The 24,375-nt window shown below is 64.4% G+C and carries 22 protein-coding genes and 1 riboswitch; of the genes, 21 read left to right on the top strand and 1 reads right to left on the bottom strand.

The window, feature by feature from the left end:
• Nucleotides 1-3 precede the first annotated feature (3 nt).
• From mraY to FHS54_RS00770, 21 genes are all read left to right on the top strand, one after another.
• The gene (gene mraY, locus FHS54_RS00865) at nt 4-1,077 is read left to right on the top strand and encodes a phospho-N-acetylmuramoyl-pentapeptide-transferase (protein ID WP_167301903.1); all 1,074 of its coding nucleotides are present in this window, start codon (nt 4-6) and stop codon (nt 1,075-1,077) included.
• A 5-nt stretch (nt 1,078-1,082) separates the two neighbouring features.
• Entirely contained in the window at nt 1,083-2,405 is a 1,323-nt protein-coding gene (gene murD, locus FHS54_RS00860) for a UDP-N-acetylmuramoyl-L-alanine--D-glutamate ligase (RefSeq protein WP_208404710.1), read from the top strand.
• A 33-nt stretch (nt 2,406-2,438) separates the two neighbouring features.
• Nucleotides 2,439-3,641, top strand: coding sequence for an FtsW/RodA/SpoVE family cell cycle protein (locus FHS54_RS00855; protein WP_167301902.1), 1,203 nt, complete (start codon nt 2,439-2,441; stop codon nt 3,639-3,641).
• Nucleotides 3,638-4,804 carry an undecaprenyldiphospho-muramoylpentapeptide beta-N-acetylglucosaminyltransferase gene (gene murG, locus FHS54_RS00850; RefSeq protein ID WP_167301901.1) on the top strand — a complete coding sequence of 389 codons (1,167 nt, stop codon included), beginning with the start codon at nt 3,638-3,640 and terminating at the stop codon, nt 4,802-4,804. Before FHS54_RS00855 ends, murG begins: the two co-directional genes overlap by 4 nt.
• Nucleotides 4,805-4,868: 64 nt before the next feature.
• Entirely contained in the window at nt 4,869-6,305 is a 1,437-nt protein-coding gene (murC, locus tag FHS54_RS00845; protein ID WP_167301900.1) for a UDP-N-acetylmuramate--L-alanine ligase, read from the top strand.
• The gene (locus FHS54_RS00840; RefSeq protein WP_167301899.1) at nt 6,305-6,502 is read left to right on the top strand and encodes a hypothetical protein; all 198 of its coding nucleotides are present in this window, start codon (nt 6,305-6,307) and stop codon (nt 6,500-6,502) included. Before murC ends, FHS54_RS00840 begins: the two co-directional genes overlap by 1 nt.
• Nucleotides 6,484-7,434 carry a UDP-N-acetylmuramate dehydrogenase gene (gene murB / locus FHS54_RS00835; protein WP_167301898.1) on the top strand — a complete coding sequence of 317 codons (951 nt, stop codon included), beginning with the start codon at nt 6,484-6,486 and terminating at the stop codon, nt 7,432-7,434. Before FHS54_RS00840 ends, murB begins: the two co-directional genes overlap by 19 nt.
• Complete coding sequence (locus FHS54_RS00830; protein ID WP_167301897.1) at nt 7,431-8,390, top strand: D-alanine--D-alanine ligase; 960 nt, start codon at nt 7,431-7,433, stop codon at nt 8,388-8,390. The genes murB and FHS54_RS00830 overlap by 4 nt, the downstream gene beginning before the upstream one ends.
• Entirely contained in the window at nt 8,383-9,339 is a 957-nt protein-coding gene (locus tag FHS54_RS00825; RefSeq protein WP_167301896.1) for a cell division protein FtsQ/DivIB, read from the top strand. The genes FHS54_RS00830 and FHS54_RS00825 overlap by 8 nt, the downstream gene beginning before the upstream one ends.
• A 4-nt stretch (nt 9,340-9,343) precedes the next feature.
• Nucleotides 9,344-10,630 carry a cell division protein FtsA gene (ftsA, locus tag FHS54_RS00820; protein ID WP_167301895.1) on the top strand — a complete coding sequence of 429 codons (1,287 nt, stop codon included), beginning with the start codon at nt 9,344-9,346 and terminating at the stop codon, nt 10,628-10,630.
• Between the two features lie 109 nt (nt 10,631-10,739).
• Complete coding sequence (ftsZ, locus tag FHS54_RS00815) at nt 10,740-12,203, top strand: cell division protein FtsZ (RefSeq protein ID WP_167301894.1); 1,464 nt, start codon at nt 10,740-10,742, stop codon at nt 12,201-12,203.
• A 184-nt stretch (nt 12,204-12,387) separates the two neighbouring features.
• On the top strand, nt 12,388-14,061 hold the full coding sequence (locus tag FHS54_RS00810) for a tetratricopeptide repeat protein (protein ID WP_167301893.1): 1,674 nt from the start codon (nt 12,388-12,390) through the stop codon (nt 14,059-14,061).
• Nucleotides 14,062-14,071: 10 nt separating this feature from the next.
• Nucleotides 14,072-15,229 carry a deoxyguanosinetriphosphate triphosphohydrolase gene (locus FHS54_RS00805; protein WP_167301892.1) on the top strand — a complete coding sequence of 386 codons (1,158 nt, stop codon included), beginning with the start codon at nt 14,072-14,074 and terminating at the stop codon, nt 15,227-15,229.
• Nucleotides 15,230-15,276: 47 nt separating this feature from the next.
• Nucleotides 15,277-15,567 (top strand): hypothetical protein, encoded by a 291-nt coding sequence (locus FHS54_RS00800; RefSeq protein WP_167301891.1) that lies wholly within the window; start codon nt 15,277-15,279, stop codon nt 15,565-15,567.
• Nucleotides 15,568-15,636: 69 nt separating this feature from the next.
• Nucleotides 15,637-15,736, top strand: a riboswitch (glycine riboswitch).
• 177 nt (nt 15,737-15,913) lie between these two features.
• On the top strand, nt 15,914-17,077 hold the full coding sequence (gene gcvT / locus FHS54_RS00795; RefSeq protein WP_167301890.1) for a glycine cleavage system aminomethyltransferase GcvT: 1,164 nt from the start codon (nt 15,914-15,916) through the stop codon (nt 17,075-17,077).
• Between the two features lie 26 nt (nt 17,078-17,103).
• Complete coding sequence (gene gcvH / locus FHS54_RS00790) at nt 17,104-17,475, top strand: glycine cleavage system protein GcvH (RefSeq protein WP_167301889.1); 372 nt, start codon at nt 17,104-17,106, stop codon at nt 17,473-17,475.
• A 146-nt stretch (nt 17,476-17,621) separates the two neighbouring features.
• Entirely contained in the window at nt 17,622-18,980 is a 1,359-nt protein-coding gene (gene gcvPA / locus FHS54_RS00785) for an aminomethyl-transferring glycine dehydrogenase subunit GcvPA (protein ID WP_167301888.1), read from the top strand.
• Nucleotides 18,977-19,102, top strand: a complete 126-nt coding sequence (locus FHS54_RS16500; protein ID WP_279589084.1) for a hypothetical protein — start codon at nt 18,977-18,979, stop codon at nt 19,100-19,102. The genes gcvPA and FHS54_RS16500 overlap by 4 nt, the downstream gene beginning before the upstream one ends.
• Nucleotides 19,099-20,670: an aminomethyl-transferring glycine dehydrogenase subunit GcvPB gene (gene gcvPB / locus FHS54_RS00780; RefSeq protein ID WP_167301887.1), complete on the top strand. Its 1,572-nt coding sequence runs from the start codon at nt 19,099-19,101 to the stop codon at nt 20,668-20,670. The genes FHS54_RS16500 and gcvPB overlap by 4 nt, the downstream gene beginning before the upstream one ends.
• On the top strand, nt 20,667-21,314 hold the full coding sequence (locus tag FHS54_RS00775) for a DUF938 domain-containing protein (RefSeq protein ID WP_167301886.1): 648 nt from the start codon (nt 20,667-20,669) through the stop codon (nt 21,312-21,314). Before gcvPB ends, FHS54_RS00775 begins: the two co-directional genes overlap by 4 nt.
• Nucleotides 21,315-21,409: 95 nt before the next feature.
• A complete protein-coding gene (locus FHS54_RS00770; protein ID WP_167301885.1) occupies nt 21,410-22,306 on the top strand; it encodes a hypothetical protein in 897 nt (298 codons plus the stop codon).
• Here FHS54_RS00770 and FHS54_RS00765 read toward each other — a convergent pair.
• Complete coding sequence (locus FHS54_RS00765; RefSeq protein WP_167302636.1) at nt 22,263-24,236, bottom strand: ATP-binding protein; 1,974 nt, start codon at nt 24,234-24,236, stop codon at nt 22,263-22,265. The two genes, FHS54_RS00770 and FHS54_RS00765, sit on opposite strands and share 44 nt — an antisense overlap.
• Nucleotides 24,237-24,375 lie beyond the last annotated feature (139 nt).

Here is a 24,375-nt window from a genome sequence, read left to right as displayed (position 1 = left end):
CCGATGCTTTACTGGCTTGCCCAAAACATGGATTTCGCGGGAGTATTCAACCTCGTCCGCTATCTGAGTTTTCGTGCGGGCGCGGCGATTGCGACGGCGCTCGTCATCGGGCTGGTCATCGGTCCCCGCTTCATCGGCTGGCTGCGCGTGCGTCAAGGCAAGGGGCAACCGATCCGCGATGACGGCCCGCAGACCCATCTCGCCAAGCGCGGGACGCCGACCATGGGCGGCCTGATGATCCTGACGTCGGTGATGACGTCGGTTCTGCTGTGGATGGACCTGTCGTCCATCTATGTGTGGGCGTGCCTGTTCGTGACGCTGGGTTTCGGCGCGATCGGCTTTCTGGACGATTATGACAAGGTGACGAAGGCCAGCCACAAGGGGCTTTCGGGCAAGATGCGGTTGGTGCTGGAGTTCCTGATCGCGGGCTTCGCTGCCTGGCTGATCGTCAATCATCATGGCAATACCGCGCTCTATCTTCCCTTCTACAATGGTCCGGCGATTGAACTGGGGCCGTTTTACTTCCTGTTTGCCGCCTTCGTGATCGTAGCGTTCGGCAATGCGGTGAACCTGACAGATGGGCTGGACGGGCTGGCCACCATGCCGGTCATCGTCGCGTGCATGGCGTTCATGGCCATCGTCTATCTGGTGGGACGCGCCGACTTTGCCGAATATCTGGGCATTCCGCATGTGCCGGGCGCGGGCAACCTGACCATATTGTGCGGCGCGATCATCGGCGCGGGGCTGGCTTTCCTCTGGTTCAATGCGCCCCCCGCCGCCGTTTTCATGGGCGATACCGGCAGCCTGGCGCTGGGCGGCACCATCGGCGTGATCGCGGTGACGGCGCATCATGAAATCGTGCTGGGCGTGGTCGGCGGACTGTTCGTGGTGGAGGCGATGAGCGTCATCATCCAGGTGTTTTTCTACAAGCGGACGGGCAAGCGCGTGTTCCGCATGGCACCCATCCATCACCATTTCGAACAGCTGGGCTGGGCAGAGCCGACCGTCGTGATCCGCTTCTGGATCATCTCCTTCGTGCTGGCGCTCGCCGGCCTTGCCACGCTGAAGCTGAGGTGATCGGGATGGGCATTGTTTCCACGGCCGCCTTCGCTGGCAAAACCTATGCGGTCCTGGGCCTCGCCCGGTCGGGCCTCGCCACGGTCGAATGCCTGGTGGCTAGCGGCGCGCGGGTCGTCGCCTGGGACAATCGGGATGAAGCCCGCGCGGCGGTCGCCGACAAGGCGGAACTGGCCGATCCGCTCGACATCGATCTTGCGGGCTTTGACGGCGTGGTCGTGTCGCCCGGCGTCCCGCTCAACAGGCATCCCATCGCCATGCATGCCAAGCTGGCGGGCGTCCCTGTCATTGGCGACATCGAACTGTTCGCGCTCGCCCGGACGACGCTGCCCGCCCACCGGGTCGTCGGCATCACCGGCACCAACGGCAAGTCGACTACGACGGCGCTGGTTCACCACATCATCGAAACGGCGGGCATCCCGACGCGCATGGGCGGCAATATCGGGCTGCCGATCCTGGGGCAGGACCCGTTGCCGGAAGGCGGCGTCTATGTGCTGGAGCTGTCGAGTTACCAGATCGACCTGACGCACAGCCTGGACTGCGACGTGGCGGTGCTGCTCAACATCACGCCGGACCATCTGGATCGCTATAATGGCTTTGAAGGCTATGTGGCATCGAAAGCACGATTGTTCGCGATGCAATCGCCCGACCACGCCACCGTCATCGCGACCGAGGATGAGCCAAGCCGGGCCATCGCGGCGCAGTTGCACGCCGTGGTTGAGGTGAAGTCGGGCGACATCGATCCCGCCGCTCAGGCCGGATGGCCCGCGTTGCAGGGGCCGCACAACGCCCAGAATGCAGCGGTCGCCATTGCCGTCGCCCGCGCTCTGGGCATCGATCAGCCGACGATTGAAAAGGGCCTGCAAAGCTATGCCAGCCTGCCGCACCGGATGCAGCGTGTGCGTGAGGTTGGCGGCGTCCTGTATGTCAACGACAGCAAGGCGACCAATCCCGCCTCCACCGCACCGGCGCTGGCCGCTTACCCGCCGGTAAATGGGCGGCCCCGGCTGCATTGGATCGTCGGCGGGCTGGCCAAGAGCGCCAGTCTGGACGAATGCGCGCCCTATTTCGGCAATGTCGCCCATGCCTACACCATCGGTGAAGCGGGCCATATGTTCGCCGACCTGTTGCGCCCGCATATGGCGGTGGACGACAGTGAAATGCTATCGGCCGCCGTTCGCCGCGCCGCGCGGGCGGCGCAACCGGGGGATGTCGTGCTGCTTTCGCCCGCGTGCGCCAGTTTCGACCAGTTTCGCGATTTTGAAGCCAGGGGCGACGCCTTTGTAGCGGCCATCGCGGCATTGGAAGAAGGCGGCGTCAGCGGTTAGAAGCCAGGTTGGCGCGAAGAAGGGGCAACAGGGATGTTCAGGGCAGGCGAACTGGTGAAGGGGTTCCGCAACCACACCGTTCCGCGTGAGCGCACGGCGCTGGCCATCTGGTTCTGGGAAATCGACCGCGTGCTGCTGTCGCTGATCGTTGCGCTGATGGCGATCGGCCTTGTCGCCGTGGCGGCTGCCTCGCCGGTCGCGGCAATCGACCGGTCGACCAGCACCGTCGCCGTCACGCCGCTCATCTATTTCTATCGGCAGCTGATCTGGGTCTTTATCGGCCTGCCGATCATGCTGGTCATTTCCATGCTGCCGCGACAACAGGCGCGGCGCCTGGCCATGTTCCTGTCTGCCTTCTTCATCGTCATGCTGCTGGCCGTGCCGGTCCTGGGAACGGCGGTAAACGGTGCCAAGCGATGGATCGACCTGCCCGGCTTTCGTTTCCAGCCGTCCGAATTTCTAAAGCCCGTCTATGTCGTCAGCCTCGCCTGGCTGCTGTCGCTGCGGGAAAGGGACGCCACGCTGCCGCTCATCCGGCTGACCGGCGGGGTGACGCTGCTGATCGCGGTCGTCCTGATGAAACAGCCGGACTTTGGCCAGACCGTCATATTCCTGGCCTGCTGGAGCTGCCTGCTGCTGTTGTCCGGCGTGCCGATGCGCGTCATCGGCATATTGGGCGGGCTGGGCCTGGCCGGGCTGGTCGCCATGTATATGTTTTACGAAAATGGCCGCCAGCGCATCAATGACTTTTTAGGGATCGGCGTCGCGCAGGATGTGGGGCCGGACCAGACCGAACTGGCGTTCCGCACCATCACCCATGGCGGCTTCACCGGCGTGGGGCCGGGCGGCGGACAGCATAAGTTCCGCCTGCCCGAAGCGCATACCGACTATATTTTTTCGGTCATCGGCGAAGAGTTCGGCCTGCTCGCCTGCATCGGCATCGCCTGCGTCTATCTGGCCATCATCGTCCGGGTGCTGTTGCGCCTGCTGGATGAGGATGATCATTTCACCATTCTGGCCGCCGCGGGCCTCACGACGCAGTTCGGGCTGCAGGCGATCATCAACATGGGCGTCAATGCGCAGATATTTCCTTCAAAGGGCATGACGCTGCCCTTTATCAGCTACGGCGGCTCCTCTATGCTGGCGCTTTGTATCGGGGTAGGCCTGTTGCTCGCATTCACGCGGCGCAACCCATTCATGGGCCGGCATACCGTCGTCAAATGGAGTGGCCGATGAGCATTTCCCGTCACTTCGTCCTCGCTGCAGGCGGGACGGGTGGTCATATGATTCCAGCGCATGCCGTGGCGGAGGAGCTTATGGCGCGGGGCCATCATGTCGCGCTGGTGACGGATGAACGCGGCGCGAAGATCCCCGGCATCTTTGACAAGGCGCAGGTGCATGTCTTGCCCGCCGGTCGGATGACGCGCAATCCGCGCAGCTGGCCGGGCGCGCTGAAGGCCATTTTGGCTGGCCGCGCCATGGCCCGCCGCCTTATTGAAACATTCCGTCCCACCGCCGTCGTCGGCTTTGGCGGCTATCCCGCCATGCCCGCGCTGCTTGGTGCGCTGGCGGACGGCATCCCGACCGCGATCCACGAACAGAACGCCGTCCTGGGCCGGGTCAACCGCCTGCTCGCCCGCCGTGTTGACGCCATCGCCACAGCCTATCCGGCAGTCGAGCGGCTGAAGGACAAATATGCTGGCAAGGTTCACCTGGTCGGCAATCCGGTGCGCGAAGAGGTCAAGCTGCTGCGCGACGAGGAATTTCCCGCGCTGACCGATGAAAGCGTGTTCCGCGTGCTGGTGATCGGCGGCAGCCAGGGCGCGTCGATCCTGTCCAGCGTCGTGCCAGATGGCCTCGGCATGTTGCCGCTCAGCCTGCGCCGCCGCTTGCAGGTGACGCAGCAGTGCCGTGCAGAGGATATTGAGCGCGTCCGCCGCTTCTACGCTGACCTGGAAATCCCCGCCGACCTTGCCACCTATTTCAACGATGTCCCGGAAAAGCTGAGCTGGTCGCATCTGGTCATCGCGCGGGCGGGCGCATCGACGCTGGCCGAACTGACGTGCGCGGGCCGTCCCGCCATTCTGGTCCCGCTGCCCAGCGCCATGGACGACCACCAGACCGCAAATGCGCGCGAAATGACCGAAGCGGGCGGCGCGCGCACCATTTCGCAGGCCCGTTTCAACGCGGTCGAACTCGCCAAGCAGATGCAGAAGATGGCGCTGGAACCCGGCGCGCTGCAAAATGCCGCGCGGCGCGCCCGCGCCTGCGGCCGTCCCAATGCCGCGCGTGACATGGCTGACCTGCTGGAAAGCATCGGCCCCGCGCCGATCATGAATGATCCTTTGAAAGTTGGCCCGGTGCCAACCAGCCTCAATCTACAGGGCGTCCCTGCATGACCCGTACCCACCTCTCCCCGTTCGGGCTGAGCCTGAACGGCTTCTCGTATAAGGAATCCCGCGCATGAAGGGTGTCGGCACCGACATCGGCACGATCCATTTCATCGGTATCGGCGGCATTGGCATGTCCGGTATCGCCGAAGTGATGCACAATCTGGGTTACAAGGTTCAGGGCAGCGACGTGGCGGAAGGCTATGTCGTTGAAGGACTGCGCAAGAAGGGCATTGCGGTGATGATCGGTCATAAGGCCGAAAATCTGGGCGACGCCGCCGTGGTCGTGACCTCTACCGCGATCAAGAAGGGTAATCCCGAAGTCGATCTGGCGCTGGAAAAGCGCGTGCCCGTCATTCGCCGCGCGGAAATGCTGGCGGAACTGATGCGGCTCAAATCGACCGTCGCGATTGCGGGCACGCATGGCAAGACGACGACCACGTCCATGGTCGCGGCGCTGCTGGACGCGGGGGGCGTGGACCCGACCGTCATCAATGGCGGCATCATCAACAGCTATGGTTCCAACGCCCGCCTGGGCAAGAGTGACTGGATGGTAGTCGAAGCCGATGAAAGCGACGGCAGCTTCCTGCGGCTGGACGGCACGCTGGCGGTCGTCACCAATATCGACCCTGAACATCTCGACCATTATGGCAGCTTCGACAAAGTGAAGGACGCCTTTGTCGAATTCGTCGAAAATGTGCCTTTTTACGGCGCGGCGATGCTGTGCCTCGACCATCCCGAAGTTCAGGCGATCCTTCCCCGCGTGCAGGATCGCCGCATCGTCACCTACGGCTTTTCGGCGCAGGCCGACATCCGCGGCGAAAATGTCCAGCCGATTCCGGGCGGCAACCGATTTGACGTGCAGATCCGCGAGCGCGACGGATCGATCCGCCGCATCGAAGGCATCGAAATGCCGATGCCGGGCCGCCACAATGTCCTGAACGCCATGGCGGCGATCGGCGTGGCGCTGCAGATGGGGATTGACGACGCGACCATCCAGACCGGCTTTGCCAAGTTTGGGGGCGTGAAACGCCGCTTCACCAAGGTGGGCGAAATCCGCGCTGGGCAAGGCGTTGCGACCGTCATCGACGATTATGGGCACCACCCGGTCGAGATCAAAGCCGTGCTCGCCGCCGCGCGGGAAGGCCTGCCTGCTTCGGCCAGCGGGGGCCGCGTCATCGCCGTGGTGCAACCGCATCGTTACACGCGTCTGCGCGACCTGATGGATGAATTCCAGCAGGCGTTCAACGACGCCGACATCGTCTATGCCGCGCCGGTCTATGCGGCGGGCGAACAGCCGATCGACGGCGTGGACAGCGCCGAACTGGTCGCCGGGCTAAAGCGCCGGGGCCACCGCCACGCCGCGACGATTGAGGGCGCGGACGACCTTGCCCGTGCCATCGCGCAGGATTGTCAGGATGGCGACATGATCATCTGCCTGGGCGCGGGCGACATCACCAAATGGGCGGCCGGCCTTGCGGCGGCAGTGGCGCAAAAGGAAGCGGCCTGATGTTCGAACTGTTAAGCGTCGGCTTGGAAATGCAGAAGCGGATGATCGACATCCACATGCAGGGCATCGAAGCGGCGCAGGACATGGTGGAAACCGCGCAACGTAACGTCGATGCTGGGCTAGCGGCCACGCCTGCGGGAGAGGCGGGGGCAAAGGCGATCACGCGCTGGATGCGGCTGTGGGGAATGGGCGCTTGACGCTGATCGCGGCGGCCCTTCCTCCGGTTCGCGGCACTCTGAAGGCTGATGCGCCGCTGGCTCCGCTGGTCTGGTTCAAGGCGGGCGGGGCCGCGCAATGGCTGTTCGAACCGAAGGACGCGCAGGATCTTTCCGATTTTCTGGCGCGTCTCGACCCCGATGTTCCGGTGATGGCGCTGGGCCTGGGTTCCAACCTGATCGTGCGCGATGGCGGCGTGCCGGGCGTGGTCGTGCGCCTGGGCAAGCCGTTCGCCAGGGTGGAGCAGGTCGACGCGACCGCGCTTCGTTGCGGCGGCGGCGCGTCCGGCATATTGGTGTCCTCCACCGCGCGCGACGCAGGAATAGCCGGGCTTGAATTTCTGCGTTCGATCCCCGGCACCGTGGGCGGGTTCGTGCGAATGAACGGCGGCGCCTATGGCCGCGAAACCTGCGACATATTGGTCGAATTCGATGTCGTGCTGCGGTCGGGCGAGCAGGTGACGCTGTCGCTGGACGCGCTGGATTATACCTACCGCCACAGCAGCTTGCCTCAGGGCGCGGTCGTGGTGAGCGCTATATTCCGCGGCGTTCCCGGTGACCCTGCCGCCATTCAGGCGGAAATGGACCGCATCGCCTCCGCTCGGGAAGAAAGCCAGCCGCTGCGCAGCAAGACCGGCGGTTCAACCTTCAAAAACCCCGCCGGGCACAAGGCATGGGCGTTGGTGGATGACGCCGGTTGCCGTGGCCTGCAACTGGGCGGCGCGCAGGTGTCCGAAAAGCACACTAATTTCCTGCTCAACACCGGCGACGCCACCAGCGCTGACATAGAGGCACTGGGCGAAGAAGTCCGCCGCCGGGTAAAGGCAAAGAGCGGCGTCGAACTGGAATGGGAAATCCAGCGGGTGGGGATCAAGTCCCCGCTGGAGCCGCTATCACAAGGAAAAGACACATGACTCGTGGCCCCTGGCATGTTGCCGTTCTGATGGGCGGCTGGTCGGCCGAACGCTCCGTGTCGCTGTCTTCGGGCGAGGGCGTGGCCAAGGCGCTGGAATCGCGCGGCCATCAGGTAACGCGGATCGACATGGACCGCGACGTGGCACAACGCCTGACCGAAGCCGGAGCGGACGTGGTCTTCAACGCGCTTCACGGCGTTCCGGGAGAGGACGGCACGGTGCAGGGCATGATGGACCTGATGGGCCTGACCTACACCCATTCCGGTCTCGCCACGTCGGTCATCGCCATCGACAAGCAACTGACCAAGCAGGCGCTTGTCCCTCACGGCATCCCCATGCCCGGCGGCCACATCGTCGACAGCGCCAGCCTGTTCGAAGCCGATCCCCTGCCGCGCCCCTATGTGGTGAAACCGGTCAATGAAGGCAGCTCGGTGGGCGTCGCCATCGTGACGCAGGATGGCAATTACGGATCGCCCATCGGCCGCGATGTCGAGGGGCCGTGGCAGCATTTCGACCAGCTGCTCGCCGAACCCTATATTCGTGGCCGGGAACTCACCACCGCCGTGCTGGGCGATGAAGCCTTGTTGGTGACGGAGCTGCGCCCAAAGAGCGGCTTTTACGATTTCGACGCCAAATATACCGACGGCATGACCGAACATGTCTGCCCCGCCGACATTCCCAACGACATTGGTGAGGCGTGCAAGGCCATCGCCCTGCGCGCGCATCAGCTGCTGGGGTGCAGGGGCGCGTCGCGTTCCGACTTCCGCTGGGACGACACGCAGGGGGTGGAGGGGCTGTTCCTTCTGGAAGTGAATACCCAGCCGGGCATGACGCCGCTCAGCCTGGTCCCCGAACAGGCGGCGAGGCTGGGCATCGAATATGCCGAACTGGTCGAACGGATCGTCGAGGATGCCTTGAGCCAGGCACAGGAAAGACAAGGGGCAGGGCATGGCTGAAGCACGCATCCGGCGCGGCGGCACGGCGCGGCTGTCGCAGACCGCATCCATGGGCGGACGCAAGGGCGGCGCGCGGGGACGGCCCAGTAAGCGCCGGTCCTGGATCGGGCGCATGGTCCATGCGCTGCCGGTCAGCGAAGATATGTTGCAGCGCATGGCCAGCTGGGCGATCGTTGGCATCGCGGTGGCTGTCGTGGGCGGCATCGCCGTGCTGATGGGCGTTCCCGCCATGGCCGGGCAAAAAGCGGCGGAGGTCGCGGCCAATGCCGGTTTTGAAGTGCAGAAGGTCGAAGTTCGCGGCGTCGAACGGATGGACGAACTGCCGGTCTATAATATCGCGCTGGGCCAGGTGGACCGTTCGATGCTCTCGCTCGACCTGCCCAGGGTGCGGTCGGAAATGTTGCAGCTTGGCTGGGTCAAGGACGCGCGCATTTCCCGCCGCCTGCCCGACACGCTGGTGGTTGACATTGTCGAGCGCGACCCGGTTGCGGTGTGGCAGCATGATGGTCAGCTGCACCTGATCGATGTGCACGGCGTCGTGCTGCAATCCGTGTCTGCCAGCGCCATGCCCGACCTGCCGCTGGTCGTCGGGCCTAGCGCCAATCTGCAGACGGCGGGCCTGAACAAGCTGATGGAAAACGCCCCTGCGCTCAAACCCATGCTGGCTGGGGCGACATGGGTCGGGAACCGTCGCTGGGATCTGCGCTTTCAGTCGGGGGAAACGCTTTCCCTGCCGGAAGGAGACAGGTCCTCTGCCACCGCCCTCGTCAATTTTGCCCGTATGGATGGCGTCAACCGCTTGCTGGGCCGGGGCATCGTGAAATTCGACATGCGCGACCCGGACCGCTTCGTCCTGCGCCTGCCGCGCGACCAGGCACGGGACAAGCCCGTCGCGGCGGAGGCAGGCAAAGCCGAAGCTGATGCCGCGCCCGTGGGCGAGGAGGGCTGACCCAGTGGCCCAGCCTAAGGTCGAAAAGCTCGTCACCGCAATCGACATCGGATCGTGGAAAGTGTCGGCGCTCATCGCCGGGCGGACCGAAGCGGGCGAACTGGCGATCCTGGGCACTGGCCAGCGGGAAAGCCGGGGCGTGCGCCGTGGTTTCATCGCCGATATGGAACGCACCGAACTGGCCGTGCGCGAAACGGTGGAGCAGGCCGAACGGGTCGCGGGCACCAATATCGAAGATGTGTGGGTCAGCTTTTCGGGCGGCAGCCTGGTCAGCGACGTCGTCACGGTCGAACGCGACATGGGCGGCTACCGCATCGAACAGTCCGACATCGACGATCTGCTGACCACCGGCCAACAGGGCATCGACCCCGATGGCCGCGTCGTTCTGCATGCCCAGCCTACCTGTTTCACCATCAATGGCCGGGTCCCGGTAAAAAAGCCGCTTGGCATGCACGCCGACCTGCTGGGCGTGGATATCCATGTCGTGCTGGCGGATGGCGCGCCGCTCGCCAATCTGGACCTGTGCGTGCGTGGCGCATATCTGAACGTCAACAGCATCGTCGCATCCCCGATCGCGACCGGCCTTGCCTGCCTGTCCGAAGAGGAAAGGGACCTGGGGGTCGCTCTGATAGAGATGGGCGCAGGCGTCACCAACGTATCCCTTTACGCAGGCGGCATGCTGGTGGGCCTGCACAGCATCCCGATTGGCGCGGCCGACATTACCGACGACATCGCCTCAGCCTTTGGCATCCGCCGCAGCCAGGCGGAACGGATCAAATGCTTTTACGGATCGGCGATGCAGAACCGCCGCGATTTCCGCGAGATGATTGAGATCGCGCCGCCCCATGGCGACGTCGCGTTGCCGGGCCAGAGCGCCGGGCCGAACGCCGACGGTGGCAAGATTACGCGCGCCGCGCTGGTCGCGGTGATTTGCGAACGGCTGAACCAGTTGATGACGGAAATCAACGCCGCGCTGGCCGGGATGGGCTTCAACACGCCGACAGGGCGTCAGGTCGTGCTGACCGGCGGCGGCGCGGAAATGAAGGGGATTGCCGACTATGCCCAGGGCGCGCTGGGCCGTGCGGTGCGGATCGGGCGGCCCCGCGGATTGGCGGCCCTGCCCGAAGCGCATAGCGGCCCGGCCTTCGCCACTTTGGCCGGACTTGCGCTTTATGGCGCTTCGAACCCGGTTGACCTTAGGGCGATAGCAACGACCCCGCAGACCGTGCACCGTATCGGTGCGCCGCAATGGTGGCAGCGTATGGTCCGCGCTATCAAGACCAACTATTGAATAATCGAAAGCTAAACGAATTTTACTAGTGAAATACGCCATCATCTGTTGCATTAACCTTCGATGACAGTTTGGCTCACGTCGCCGGAGCTAAAGGGAGCTAATATTTATGAGCATTGAAATCAGCCCACCGCATGTGGATGAACTGAAGCCACGTATTGCGGTGATCGGCGTCGGCGGCGCGGGCGGCAATGCCATTGCGAACATGATCGCTGCGTCGGTTGAAGGTGTGGATTTCATTGTCGCCAATACCGATGCGCAGGCGCTCAACGCCTCGCCTGCGGAGCGTCGGATCCAGCTTGGCCCGCAGATCACCGAAGGGCTGGGCGCCGGATCGCGTCCTGAAATCGGCAAGGCTGCAGCCGAAGAAACGATTGTTTCGGTCGAAGAGGCTCTGAACGGCGCGCACATGTGCTTTATCGCCGCTGGCATGGGCGGCGGCACCGGCACTGGCGCTGCTCCCGTCATTGCCAAGGCTGCGCGCGACAAGGGCATCCTGACCGTCGGCGTCGTGACCAAACCCTTCACCTTTGAAGGCAATCGCCGCATGAAGTCGGCGGAATCGGGCATCGACGAACTGCAGAAGCATGTCGACACGCTCATCGTCATTCCGAACCAGAATCTGTTCCTGATCGCCAACCCCAACACCACCTTCAAGGAAGCCTTCCAGATGGCGGACGAGGTGCTGCAACAGGGTGTTCGCGGCATCACCGACCTGATGGTCATGCCGGGCCTTATCAACCTCGACTTCGCCGACGTCCGGTCGGTGATGGGCGAAATGGGCAAGGCGATGATGGGCACGGGCGAAGCCGAAGGCGATGGCCGCGCGTTGCAGGCCGCTGAAAAGGCGATTGCCAACCCGCTGCTCGACGGCGTTTCGATGCGCGGCGCGAAGGGTGTGATCGTATCCATCGTCGGCGGCGAAGACATGCGCCTGATGGAAGTGGACGAAGCCGCCAACCATATCCGCGAACTGGTCGACCCGGACGCGAACATCATCTGGGGTTCCGCCTTCAATGACGGCCTCAACGGCAAGATCCGCGTTTCCGTCGTGGCGACCGGCATCGACAGCGACATGACGGCTGGCGCAGCGCCGCTGACCCAGCCATTCAGCTTTGCGAGCCGTCCGGCTGTTTCGGTTCCCACCGCCGCCGCACCGTCGCGCCCTGCGCCGCAGCCCGCTCCGACACCCGCCCCTGCCGCAGAACTGGAAGCGGAGCCGGAACCGCTGGAACTGGACGTTCCTGCCGCGCCTGAACCCGCGCCTTTGGCTCCGCCTGTTGCCGAAAAGCCTGCGTCGTCGCGCCCGGCGGCTGTTTTCTCGGACGAGGACCCGTCGCAGGACGAACTGCTGCTGGGTGCCGAAGAGGCAGAAGCAGAACCGGAACAGGCTCGCCCCACTCCGGCTCCCGCCGCTGTGTCGCAGCCCGCGCCGCGCGTCGCTACCGGCGGCACGTTGTTCGAACGGATGGCCGGCCTGACCCGTGGGGCGGACAAGGTCGCGCCGTCGGCTGACGACGATGCGGCCACTCCGGACATTCCGCGTTTCCTCAATCGTCAGAGCAATCAGTAATCCTTGGGCGCTGCCCAGCGGTTCAAGAGCGCGCCGTCGGTCGCCCAAGGCGATCCGGCGCGCTTTTCGTCATGGTAAATTGTCCATTCACGCAGCAATTCGCTAAAGGGATGGTGTGAAACTTTCGGCTATATCGTTCATTGCGGGCCTGCTTGTAGCGGGGGCTGCTCACGCGCAACCAGGGATGGTGCAGGCTATTCGCCCGCCCAGCACCGAAAATCTCAATCGCCATCTTTCACGCCTTGCCTCCAACCCGCGCGATGTGGACGCGCTGATCGGAGCGGGTGAGGCTGCGATTGATCTGGACGACATGCGCGCTGCCGCCGGGTTCTTCGCCCGCGCCGATATGATCCAGCCGAACAATGGCCGCGTAAAGGCGGGTCTGGGCAGGATCATGCTGAAAACGCAGAACCCCACCGAAGCACTGCGCATGTTCGACCAGGCGACAAAGCTCGGCTATCCCGAAGCGACGTTGCTCAGCGATCGCGGATTGGCGCGGGACCTGACTGGCGATCAGGCCGGGGCGCAGCGGGATTATCAGGCCGGGCTCAAGCGCACGCCGGACGACGCCGAACTCACCTATCGCTATGCTGCCTCGCTCGGAATCTCCGGCCAGGTGGAAGCGGCGGACAAGGTGCTTCAACCGCTTTTGTACAAGAGCGACCGGCCAGCGTGGCGTTTCCGGGCCTTCATCCTGGCGATGAACAACCGTCAGGACGACGCGCGCAAGATCGCCAGCCAGACCATGCCAGCCCAGCTTGCCGCTGCGATCACGCCCTACATGCTCAAAATGCCCTATCTCACCGCAGCGCAGAAAGCTGCGGCGGTGCATTTCGGCCACTTCCCGACGACGATAGGGTCCGCGATCGCCGCCGTAACGCCGACGCCTGCGCCACTACCCGCCACGCCATCGTCCGTTGCTCCGTCACAGGCTGCTCCCGCAACGGCAACGGCAGCTCCGGCAGGGCAGTCGCGGGTGCCGCTGCAATCGGGGAAAACCACGGCGCTTGCCCGCGTGGACAATCGTGTCGCTCCGTCCGCCTCCGTCCAGACGCGCGCTGCTACCACCACCGCGACGACGCCGGTCGAACCGGAGCAGGCACGCCCCGCCCCGTCCTCTACGCCGCTGACGACCACCCCGGCACGCCCATCTGCGTCGGCCAGCGCACAGGTCCAGGGGCCACCCGCACCGGGCTTCGAGTCCCTCTCGGCTCAACCCGCCGCGACCCAACCCGCCCCTGCTGCTCAAGCCCCGGCGCAGATCGTCCAGCCCACGCCTGCTCAGCCTGCCGCGTCCCCAACCGCCGCGCCGCAACCTGACCCGGCAGCAACGCGGACACTCGCTGACATCATTCGCACCCTCGACGTGCCCGATTCCGAACGGCGTCCAACGGTAGCCGCCGTCGATCTGGCGGAGGTTGCGGCGCTTCAGGCAGCGCGCAGAGCCGAACAGCAAGCCGCCGACGAACAGGCGAAAAAGGCTGCGCAGGCCGCAAAGGCCAAGGCCGCAGCCGCCGCCAAGGTAAAGGCTGAGGCCGATGCAAAGGCAAAGAAGGCGGCGGAGGAAAAGGCCAAACTGGCGGCCAATCCGGCGCGCAACTGGGTGCAGCTTGGCATCGGCAGCGATCGTGGCGCGCTGGCCTTCACGCTCAAAAATCTGCGTCGCAAATATGATGATGTCGCCCCGCAGGATGGCTGGGTCGCCAGTTGGGGCCGCACCAACCGTTTGCTGATTGGTCCCTTTGCCAGCTTCACCCGCGCCAAAACCGTGGAATCGAAGCTGAAAGGGGCGGGGGCTGACGCCTTCGCCTGGCAAAGCGACGCGGGCGAAGTGGTCGAACGGCTGGCAGCCAAGTAAAGGCTCCCGCATGACGACCCTCGCCACCTATGCGTCGCACCCGGACCACAGTCGTGGGCGGCTCCATCCTGAAATCGGGGGGGAGGTTCGCGGCCCGCGCGATGTTTTTCAGCGCGACCGCGACCGCATCATTCATTCCATCGCCTTCCGCCGCCTGCGCCATAAAACGCAGGTGTTCGTGTCCCCCGATGGCGACCATTTCCGCGTCCGGCTGACCCACAGCCTGGAAGTCGCGCAGATCGGCCGCACCACCGCCCGCACGCTCGGCCTCAACGAAGATCTGACCGAGGCGCTTTGCCTGGCCCATGACATCGGCCACCCGCCCTTCGGCCATGCGGGGGAAGATGCGCTGGAGGCGGCGCTCGATGATCATGGCGGGTTCGATCATAATGCCCACACGCTGCGCACGCTCATGCTGCTGGAATCGCCCTATCCGCTATTTCAGGGGTTGAACCTCAGTTGGGAAATGCTGGAAGGGCTGGCGAAGCACAATGGCCCCATCGACCATCCCGGTTGGGCAATGCGGGAAGTCGACGCGCTGCTGCCGCTCGACCTTGGCCGCCATGCGTCGCTGGAAGCGCAGCTGGCGGCGGTGTCCGACGACATTGCCTATGACAATCACGACATTGACGATGGCCTGCGCGCGGGATTGCTGACGCTGGATCAGCTGATGACCGTGCCGCTGGTGAAAAGCTGCTGGGACCGGGTGCGCGCCCGCTATCCTGACGTGGCGCAGGACCGGCTGCTGCGCGAACTGGTGCGGGAACAGATCGGCGTCATGGCCAACGACCTGATCGCCGCCACGCGAGAGAACATCCGCCGGTCGGGCGTGCGCACGGTCGATGATGTCCGCGCGGCGGGGGAGACGCTGGTCGGCTTTTCCCCCGAACTTGCGGCGCAGGAACGCGACCTCAAACGCTTCATGTACGCCATGCTATACCATCATCCCTCGCAACAAGCCGCAGCCGACCGCGCCCGCATCATCGTTAGGGACCTCTTCCAGGCCTATCGCGAACAACCCGGCCTGATGCCGCCGGAATGGCGCGACGATTGCTCGCTGGATGAACCGCGCCGCAGCCGCCACGTCGCCGACTTTATCGCGGGCATGACCGACCGCTATGCCGAAAGGCGTCATGCCGAGTTATTCGGGGAAGCGCTGCCCGCCTGACGCAGCCGTGATTGCTTCGGACCCGCGCCGGGCGTAGGCCTGTCGTCATGAACCTGCATCCCCAGATCGCCGCGCTCGCAGTCCAGTTGGAGGATCTTTCGATCTTCCTGCGCGTCCATGGGGATCGCATCTGGTCGGGCAAGGTGGATCTTTGCCGCCATCTGGTCGCCGATTCCAATTTCGCCGGAGTCGATCACTTTCTGCGCCTGTTTGAGGGTGACGATAATCTGGATGACGTCAGGCTGGATGATCCCGGCGACACGGCAGAGCTGGACCGGCTGCGAAAGGCCGCGCGCGTCCTTGCCGGGCGGCTGGCAAAGGAGGAGGGAGCCGATTGAGCGATTGACGGCGCGCTCCAATTCCAGCAATGCGAAGGCGTCTTCACGGGCCGATTGGATTCGGCCTTTGGACATGATGCGGGAGAGGATGGGAAGCCTTTGAGGCCACCCCGTCGCCGAAGGAGCAACCGCCCCGGAATCTCTCAGGCCAAAGGACCGCATCATGGGCAGGCACTCTGGAAAGCGGACTGCGTTTAACGCCGTCCCACCGAAGGGGTAAGCCATCCGGTCGCCTGACCGGTGGTCAAAGCTCTCAGGTCCCGTGACAGAGGGGGTGGCAATGCGCATGGGTCCGACTGCGGCCATGTGCGTTTGTCGCCCGTAAACCCGCACGGAAAGGCCGCTCATGTCCGGCAATGAAGACGTCACTCATCTCGAAGAAGAATTGCCGCTGCAGCCATTGCCGCTCGACGCGTGGCACCGCGCAAAGGGCGCGCGCATGGTCGGCTTTGCCGGCTATCACATGCCGATCCAGTATGAAGGCATCATGGCCGAACATAGCTGGACGCGCGAACATGCCGGGCTGTTCGACGTCAGCCACATGGGGCAGCTGACCTTTTCGGATGATAGCGAGGGTCGGGGCGTAGACGACGCGCTGGAACAGCTTTTGCCAAGCGATATCAAGGGGCTGAAACCCTTTCGCCAACGCTATTCGATGCTGCTTGACGAAGAAGGCGGGATTCTCGACGACCTGATGGTCTCGCGGGTCGGCGACGGCGCATTCGACGGTGCGGACATCTACATGGTCGTCAACGGCGCGACCAAATATGACGATATCGGCTGGGTGATCGAACATCTGCCTGACGAAGTCGTCATGAACCATATGGACGAACAGGCGCTGCTTGCGCTGCAGGGACCGGAAGCCGGGGAGGCGATGGCCGCCCTTGTCCCCGGAACCGCCGACCTTCTGTTCATGCAATCCGGCCTGTTCGAATGGCGCGGCGTCCCGCTGTGGATCAGCCGGTCGGGCTATACCGGCGAAGACGGGTTCGAAATCAGCCTTCCGGCGGACGACGCAAAGCTGCTGGCGGACGCGCTCTGCGAACTGCCGCAGGTGAAGCCCATCGGTCTTGGCGCGCGCGATTCGCTGCGGCTGGAGGCGGGCCTGCCGCTCTACGGCCATGACCTGACCCCCGCCGTCAGCACGATCGGCGCGGACCTTGGCTTCGCCATCCAAAAGCGCCGCCGCGAAGAAGGCGGCTTCATCGGCCATGCCCGCGTGATGAAGGAACTGGCCGAAGGGCCGGGCAGCCGCCGCGTGGGCCTGAAGATCGACGGCCGCCTGCCTGCGCGTGAGGGCGCGAACATCTTTGCCGGCGACGTGCTGGTGGGCGAGGTTACGTCCGGCGGCTTTGCGCCGACCGTGGGCGCGCCGATTGCGATGGGCTGGGTCAGCCTGCCCCATGCCGCCATCGACACCGCGCTTGAAATCGAAGTGCGCGGCAAGCGCATCGCCGCCACCGTCGCGCCGATGCCGTTCGTGCCGCACCGTTACCGCCGCAAGGCATGACCCACTTTTCCGAGGGGAGAATAACCATGAGCCGCTATTTTACCGAAGAACATGAATGGATCGACGTAGAGGACGAAATCGCGACGGTCGGCATCACCGATTATGCGCAGGAACAGCTGGGCGACATCGTGTTCGTCGAACTGCCCGTCGAAGGCGCGACGTTTGACAAGGGCGACGACGCCGCCGTCGTGGAATCCGTCAAGGCCGCGTCCGACGTCTATGCGCCGATTTCCGGCGAAGTCGTCGAAGCCAACGGCGCGTTGGAGGACGAACCCGCGCTGGTGAACAGCGATGCGGAGGAGGATGGCTGGTTCTTCAAGCTGCGCATCACCGACGCCAGCGAGCTGGAAGGCCTGATGAACGAAGCCGCCTACAAGAAGTTCGTGGCCTCGCTCTAAAATAAGCCCCTCCCTTTCGAGGGAGGGGGAAGGGGTGGGTCGCGACCGCAGGGAGCGTCTGCCCTATCGCTACGGAGCAGCGCTCGCTCCGCTCGCGACCCACCCCCAGCCCCTCCCTTGAAAGGGAGGGGGGAGTTTTTGGAAATATGCGCTATCTACCCCTTACCGACAGCGACCGGGGCGAAATGCTCTCCGTCATCGGCGCAGAATCGATCGATGACCTGTTCGTGGACGTGCCTGCTGAGGCTCGCCTGTCCGGCAAGATCGCGGGCCTGCCTGACCATGCCAGCGAACTGGAAGTCGAGCGCCATATGGCGGCGCTCGCGCGGAAAAACCTGTCGGCGGGGGAAGCGCCCTTCTTTCTGGGCGCGGGTGCCTACAGGCACCACATCCCGGCCAGCGTCGACCATCTGATCCAGCGGGGCGAGTTCCTGACCGCCTACACGCCCTATCAGCCCGAAATCGCGCAGGGCACGTTGCAGGTGCTGTTCGAATTCCAGACGCAGGTCGCCCGCCTGCTCGGTTGCGATGTCGCCAATGCGTCAATGTATGACGGGTCGACCGCCTGCTGGGAAGCGATCGGCATGGCCCGTCGCATCACCAAGCGGGGCAAGGCGGTCCTGTCGTCCGGCCTGCATCCGCATTATGTCTCCGTCGCCAACACCATGGCGAAATTCACCGGCGATGCGCTGGTGCATGAAGCGCCCAGCCTTGACGCCGCGACCGATATTGACGCGCTGATCGCGGGCATCGACCGGGATACCAGCTGCGTCGTCGTTCAATATCCCGACATATTGGGCCGCATTGCCGACCTGACCCCGATTGCCGACGCCGCCCATGAAGCGGGCGCGCTGCTGGTGGTTGTCGTGACGGAGCCAGTGGCCCTTGGCGCGATCAAGGCTCCGGGCGATATGGGCGCGGACATCGTCGTCGGCGAAGGGCAGTCGATCGGCGTAGGCCTTCAATTCGGCGGCCCCTATCTCGGCCTCTTTGCCTGCAAACAGAAATATGTCCGGCAGATGCCGGGCCGCCTCTGTGGCGAAACAGTCGATGCAGCGGGCAAGCGCGGCTTCGTGCTGACCCTTTCGACCCGCGAACAGCATATTCGCCGTGAAAAGGCGACGTCCAACATCTGCACCAACTCAGGCCTGTGTGCGCTGGCGTTCAGCATCCACATGACGCTGCTGGGCGAAAAGGGACTGCGTGACCTCGCCGGTCTCAACCATGCACTGGCGTGCCAGGCCGCTGACCGCCTGAGCAAGGTGCCGGGCGTCACGCTGATGAACGACAGTTTCTTCAACGAATTTACGCTGATCCTGTCGAAGGACGCCCGCGAAGTCGTCCGCAACCTCGCCGACAAGGGCGTGCTGGGCGGCGTATCGCTGGGCCGATTGTTCCCCGACGCGCCGGACATCGGCCACGGTCTGGTCGTGGCAGTGACTGAAACCGTGACGGCGGAGGATATCGAAGCCTTTGCCCAGGCGCTTGAGGAGGAACTGGCATGAGCGCGTTTCCCTCCTCCGTTCGGGCTGAGCTTGTCGAAGCCCAGTCCTTCCATTCGAAGAAAAATGCAGCCCTTCGACAAGCGCAGGGCGAACGCGTTGTGGTGAAAGGTTTGTTCGCATGACCATGATGAGGGAAGGCCGCCCCACCACCCCCGTGCCTGTCAAGGAAGCACATATGGCCCCCGCGACCGCTACCGGCAATCGCGCGCTGATGCTGGAAGAAGCGCTGATCTTTGAGATCGGCTCGACCGGCACCACCGGCGTCGATTTTGGGGAGATTCCCCCCGTCGCCAGCCGCATCGGCAACCTCGCCCGCACCGACAGCATCGGCCTGCCCGGCCTGTCGGAACAGGAAACGGTGCGTCACTATACCCGCCTCAGCCGCCAGAATTACGCCATTGACCTGGGCCTATTCCCGCTGGGCAGTTGCACGATGAAGCACAACCCGCGCCTGAATGAAAAGGTCGCGCGGATGCCCGGCTTCGCCGATCTGCACCCTCTCGCGCCGCAATCGACGGTACAGGGCGCGCTCGCTGTCATCCATGAACTGGCGCAATGGCTGGTCACGCTGACCGGTATGCATTCGGTCGCAATGAGCCCCAAGGCAGGCGCGCATGGCGAACTATGCGGCCTGCTCGCGATCCGCGCCGCACTGGAAGCGCGCGGCGACGCCCGCAGCGTCGTGCTGGTGCCTGAAAGCGCGCATGGCACCAACCCGGCCACGGCGGCCTTTTGCGGGTACAAGGTCGAAGATATTCCCGCGACCCCCGATGGCCGCGTCGATCTGGAAGCCTTGAAGGGGCGGCTTGGCCCTGATGTGGCGGCGGTGATGATCACCAACCCCAACACCTGCGGCCTGTTCGAACGCGAAATGAAGACGATTTCCGACGCGGTCCACGCTGCTGGAGCCTTCGTCTATTGCGACGGCGCGAACTTCAACGCCATTGTCGGGCGGGTTCGCCCCGGCGACCTGGGCGTCGATGCGATGCACATCAACCTGCACAAGACCTTTTCGACGCCCCATGGCGGCGGCGGCCCCGGTTCCGGCCCCGTGGTGCTGTCACAAGCGCTGACTCCCTTCGCGCCGCTGCCCTTCGTCGAACGCAAGGGCGACCAGTTTGTGTTGGTGGAGGAAGAAACCGCCGAGCAGCATCATCGTTCGACCTTCGGTCGCATGGTCGCCTTCCACGGCCAGATGGGCATGTTCACCCGCGCGCTGGCCTATATATTGAGCCATGGCGCCGATGGCCTGCGCCAGGTGGCGAGCGATGCGGTGCTGAACGCCAACTATATCCTGCGCAGCCTGGACGATGTGCTGGACGCTCCGTTCGGTGCCAGCGGCCCGTGCATGCATGAGGCGCTGTTCAGCGACAAGGGGCTGGCCGAAGGCTTCACCACGCTCGACATTGCCAAGGGGCTGATTGACGAGGGCTTCCACCCGATGACCATGTATTTCCCGCTGGTCGTCCATGGCGCGATGCTGGTCGAACCGACCGAAACGGAAAGCAAAGCGGCGCTGGACCAGTTCATCATGGCGCTGCGCAGCCTGGCTGAAAGGGCGAAGGCGGGGGATGAGGCGCTGAAGGGCGCGCCCTACCATGCTCCACGCCGCCGCCTGGATGAAACGCTGGCCGCGCGCAAGCCGGTCCTGACCTGGGCCGACCCGGCGCTGGCGCAGGCGGCGGAATGATGGACAAGCCGGAACCGTGGGAACCCGGTTCCGGCCGCGCCGTGGCGGGCAAGCGTCACGCTCCCGCCACGCGGCGCAACCGCGACGCGATCCTGACCATATTGCGGGATGAGCTTCCCCCGTCCGGCCTGGTGCTGGAAGTGGCGAGCGGCAGCGGCGAACATGCGGTTCACTTCGCCGCGGCTCTGCCGCAACTCGACTGGCAGCCCAGCGATCCCGATCCGACGGCACTCGCATCGATTGAGGCATGGCGCGCGGAAGCCGATCTTCCCAACCTGCGTCCACCGCTTTTGCTGGACGCGACGCGCGACTGGCCAATCGCGCGGGCCGACGCAATCCTCTGCATCAACATGGCGCATATCAGCCCCTGGACCGCGACGCTCGGGCTGCTGAAGGGGGCAGGGCAGGCGCTGCCGTCAGGCGGCCTGCTCTATCTCTACGGCCCTTATCTGCGCGAAGGCGTGGCAACCGCGCCCAGCAATCTCGCCTTCCACGCCTCGCTTAAAGCCCGCGACCCGCAATGGGGCCTGCGCCAGGTCGAAGAGGTCATCGCGGCAGCAGAGGCGGAAGGACTCGCATTCCACCGGCTGGTCGAAATGCCCGCCAACAACCTCTCGTTGCTATTTCGAAAGTCTCTTTCCTGAAAAACCGTTCGCGCTGAACTTCGAAGCGCCTCACTTTTCTGTGAACCTGGTCGTGGCCTTCGACAATCTCAGGCCGAACGGATATGGGGAGCGCAATGCCAAACCAGCTCATCGCCCTCGTCACCGCCGAACTTTCCGCCCCGGCCGACCCGCGCGCCAGCGCGATGGCGGGGGCATTGGCGGCCAGATATCCCGACGCCGCCCGCGCCGTCCTGTTCTACGGCTCCTGCCTGCGGGAGGACAATCTCGACGGGCTGATGCTCGACTTTTACCTGATCGTCTCGGACTATGCGGCGGCTTATGGCAAAAGCTGGCTGGCCAGCGCGAACCGCCTGATCCCTCCCAATGTCTTTCCGTTCGAACATGGCGGCCTGATCGCCAAATATGCGGTCCTGTCGGAAGCGGACTTCGCCCGGCTCAATAGCCCCGCAGCGGACAATGTCTCGGTCTGGGCGCGCTTCGCTCAGCCATCGCGCCTGCTGTGGGCGGCGAATGACCTAGCCCGCCATCGCGCCATCAGCGCCGTCGCCCAATCCGCGCCGACGCTGTTGTCGCTCGCCCGGCCCATGGCGCAGGGGCAGCAGGATGTCCTGACCCTGTGGAAGACCGGCTTTTCCCTCACCTACAATGCGGAATTGCGGGCGGAGCGGAAGGGGCGGTCCTTTTCCATCGTGGATGCCGATCCCGACCGCTACCGCCGTTTCGGTGAAGCGGCTCTGGCCCAGGGCCTGGCATCGGGGCTGACCCCATCGCCCAGCCCGGAACAGGCCCCCGCGCGGTGGCTGCGTTTGCAACGGCGCGGCAAATGGCTGTCGGTCATCCGCCTGGCGAAGGCCAGCTTCACCTATGCCGGCGGCATCGACTATCTGGCGTGGAAGATCAACCGCCACGCGGGAACGGCGATCCAGATCAAACCATGGCAGCGACGCTGGCCGCTGCTGGGCGCAATCACTCTGCTGCCGCGGCTGTTCCGGGGCGGTGCGATCCGTTAAGCGCGTGGGACAGGGCTTGGGAAAGGCCGGTCAGCGTGTAGGGCTTGCGCAAAACCTCATGTCCGCCGAAATCGGCGCTGATGGCCGTGTCGCCCGCATAGCCGGTGACGAACAGCACCGGCACATGCGCGTGGGTCGCGGGCAGGTTGCGTATCATTTCCGGCCCGGTCATGTCGGGCATCAGCACGTCGCTGACGATCAGGCCGATGTCGCGATAGCTGGCCAGCAGTTTTGCGGCCTGCGATGGATGTTCGCAGGCGACGGGCAGGTGCCCCAGCTCCGCCAGCGCCGCCATCGTCTGGTTCAACACACGCGGGTCGTCTTCCACCACCAATATGCGGGTGGGGGGGTGCAGCACCGGCTCCCGTTCTGCCGGAGCGATGTCGGCGCTCTCATCTGCCTCTGCCCCGACCTTGCGTGGCAGATAAAGGTGGACGCTGGTGCCCTTGCCTTCTGCGGATTCGATGCGGACTTCGCCCTCGCTCTGCCGGACGAAGCCGAAAATCTGGCTAAGGCCCAGGCCCGTGCCCTTGCCGACCGGCTTGGTGGTGAAGAAGGGTTCGAACACTCGCGCGGCGACCTCCGGGCTCATGCCGCAGCCATTGTCGATGACGCTTAGCCTGACATAGTCGCCTTCCGCGCATTCGCCGACCTCATTGGCCGCCAGATGCACTTGCGCCGTTTCGATGACCAACTTGCCCCGCCCATCCATCGCATCACGCGCGTTCACGCACAGGTTCAGGATGGCATTTTCCATTTGATGCTGATCGACGAAGATGCGCCAACCCTCGGCCCGGTTCACGATCGACACCTTGATCTGGTCGCCGATGGAACGGTCGATCAGGTCGGCCATGTCCGATACCAGAGCTTCAACTGCCACCGCGCTGGGCAACAGCGGTTCCGACCGGGCAAAGGCGAGCAGGCGTCGCGTCAGGGCAGCGGCGCGGGTTGCCCCCTCCATCGCATTGTCCAGATGATGGGCGGCCTCCTTCGGTTTCAGCCGAAGTTTGCGCTTGGCAAGTTCCAGCCCGCCAACAACGACCGCCAGCATATTGTTGAAGTCATGCGCGATGCCGCCGGTCAGTTGGCCCACGGCATCCATCTTCTGCATCTGCCGCAGATTTTCCTCGGCCATGGCGCGTTCGGCCGTTTCCTTTTTCAGCTGCTCATAGGCACCCGACAGCTCAGCGGTACGCGCTGCGACGGCGGCTTCCATCCGGTCGGCGCGTTCGGTCTCCATCTCCGCCATCCGACCCGCATTCCGCCGCTCTGTATAGGCCGCGTTCGCGATCCACAGCGCGAACAGCACGCAGACCAGCAGGACCAGCCCGAACAGGCGCGACGTCTTGCCAACCGATTCGGTACGGTTCCCCGCCAGCGTCACGGCGACGCTGCGTTCCTGCAGGCGCGCATTTTCGGCCCGGATGACGCGGTCCAGCAGGACGGTGATGCGCTGCAGGTCTGCCGACCGTCCGGCGCGATGAAACTGGCCCAGCGCGGCCATTTTCTGGTCATAAGTGGTGCGCAGGCCGATTTCGGTCAGCGTCTTGCCGCGCTGCGTGAACGCTGCCTGCAGTTCCCGCACATTGTTGCTCTGCCATCCCGACTTGCGGGTGGCATAGGCCAGCATCTTCAATTGGCTGGACGCGGTGCGCCATTGATCCTGGAACAATCGGCCGACATCGGGGTCCAGGCTGATGACATAGCGGGCCAGCGTGACTTCGGCGCGCGCGGTCTTGGCCTCGAACGCGCGGGCGACGGCGATGATTTCAAAACTGCGGCGTTGTTCCTGCAGGGCGCGATCATGGTCGCGCGCTGCGTTGCTGGCATTGTAGAGCAGGGTGCCGAGCGAGCCGATCAGCAAGACGACGAGGACCAGCGGCAGGAAGCCTCCTACTGCGGCTCGCCATCCTGTCGCCTGCTCTTCCATATAATAGCTGTCCGGCATTATCGGGACATTAGTCGAACAGTGCTACCGGCGGAATATAGTGGATGAAACGGATTTTCCTCATCCGCACAATTCGTCCCGCCTGTAGCCCGACTCGTCGCGGAAAAGATGCTCCCCGTCG

This window comes from Sphingobium vermicomposti (assembly GCF_011762025.1).
In the GTDB taxonomy this organism is placed as follows: domain Bacteria; phylum Pseudomonadota; class Alphaproteobacteria; order Sphingomonadales; family Sphingomonadaceae; genus Sphingobium; species Sphingobium vermicomposti.
Note: the sequence above shows the minus strand (reverse complement) of the source record. Positions and strands in the feature narration are given on the sequence as shown.

Bases quoted from the DNA above. Each gene is read 5' to 3' on its own strand.
- mraY (WP_167301903.1), top strand. From the start codon at position 4: ATGCTTTACTGGCTTGCCCAAAACATGGATTTCGCGGGAGTATTCAAC.
- murD (WP_208404710.1), top strand. From the start codon at position 1,083: ATGGGCATTGTTTCCACGGCCGCCTTCGCTGGCAAAACCTATGCGGTC.
- FHS54_RS00855 (WP_167301902.1), top strand. From the start codon at position 2,439: ATGTTCAGGGCAGGCGAACTGGTGAAGGGGTTCCGCAACCACACCGTT.
- murG (WP_167301901.1), top strand. From the start codon at position 3,638: ATGAGCATTTCCCGTCACTTCGTCCTCGCTGCAGGCGGGACGGGTGGT.
- murC (WP_167301900.1), top strand. From the start codon at position 4,869: ATGAAGGGTGTCGGCACCGACATCGGCACGATCCATTTCATCGGTATC.
- FHS54_RS00840 (WP_167301899.1), top strand. From the start codon at position 6,305: ATGTTCGAACTGTTAAGCGTCGGCTTGGAAATGCAGAAGCGGATGATC.
- FHS54_RS00830 (WP_167301897.1), top strand. From the start codon at position 7,431: ATGACTCGTGGCCCCTGGCATGTTGCCGTTCTGATGGGCGGCTGGTCG.
- FHS54_RS00825 (WP_167301896.1), top strand. From the start codon at position 8,383: ATGGCTGAAGCACGCATCCGGCGCGGCGGCACGGCGCGGCTGTCGCAG.
- ftsZ (WP_167301894.1), top strand. From the start codon at position 10,740: ATGAGCATTGAAATCAGCCCACCGCATGTGGATGAACTGAAGCCACGT.
- FHS54_RS00810 (WP_167301893.1), top strand. From the start codon at position 12,388: ATGGTGCAGGCTATTCGCCCGCCCAGCACCGAAAATCTCAATCGCCAT.
- FHS54_RS00805 (WP_167301892.1), top strand. From the start codon at position 14,072: ATGACGACCCTCGCCACCTATGCGTCGCACCCGGACCACAGTCGTGGG.
- FHS54_RS00800 (WP_167301891.1), top strand. From the start codon at position 15,277: ATGAACCTGCATCCCCAGATCGCCGCGCTCGCAGTCCAGTTGGAGGAT.
- gcvT (WP_167301890.1), top strand. From the start codon at position 15,914: ATGTCCGGCAATGAAGACGTCACTCATCTCGAAGAAGAATTGCCGCTG.
- gcvH (WP_167301889.1), top strand. From the start codon at position 17,104: ATGAGCCGCTATTTTACCGAAGAACATGAATGGATCGACGTAGAGGAC.
- gcvPA (WP_167301888.1), top strand. From the start codon at position 17,622: ATGCGCTATCTACCCCTTACCGACAGCGACCGGGGCGAAATGCTCTCC.
- FHS54_RS16500 (WP_279589084.1), top strand. From the start codon at position 18,977: ATGAGCGCGTTTCCCTCCTCCGTTCGGGCTGAGCTTGTCGAAGCCCAG.
- gcvPB (WP_167301887.1), top strand. From the start codon at position 19,099: ATGACCATGATGAGGGAAGGCCGCCCCACCACCCCCGTGCCTGTCAAG.
- FHS54_RS00775 (WP_167301886.1), top strand. From the start codon at position 20,667: ATGATGGACAAGCCGGAACCGTGGGAACCCGGTTCCGGCCGCGCCGTG.
- FHS54_RS00770 (WP_167301885.1), top strand. From the start codon at position 21,410: ATGCCAAACCAGCTCATCGCCCTCGTCACCGCCGAACTTTCCGCCCCG.
- FHS54_RS00765 (WP_167302636.1), bottom strand. From the start codon at position 24,236: ATGGAAGAGCAGGCGACAGGATGGCGAGCCGCAGTAGGAGGCTTCCTG.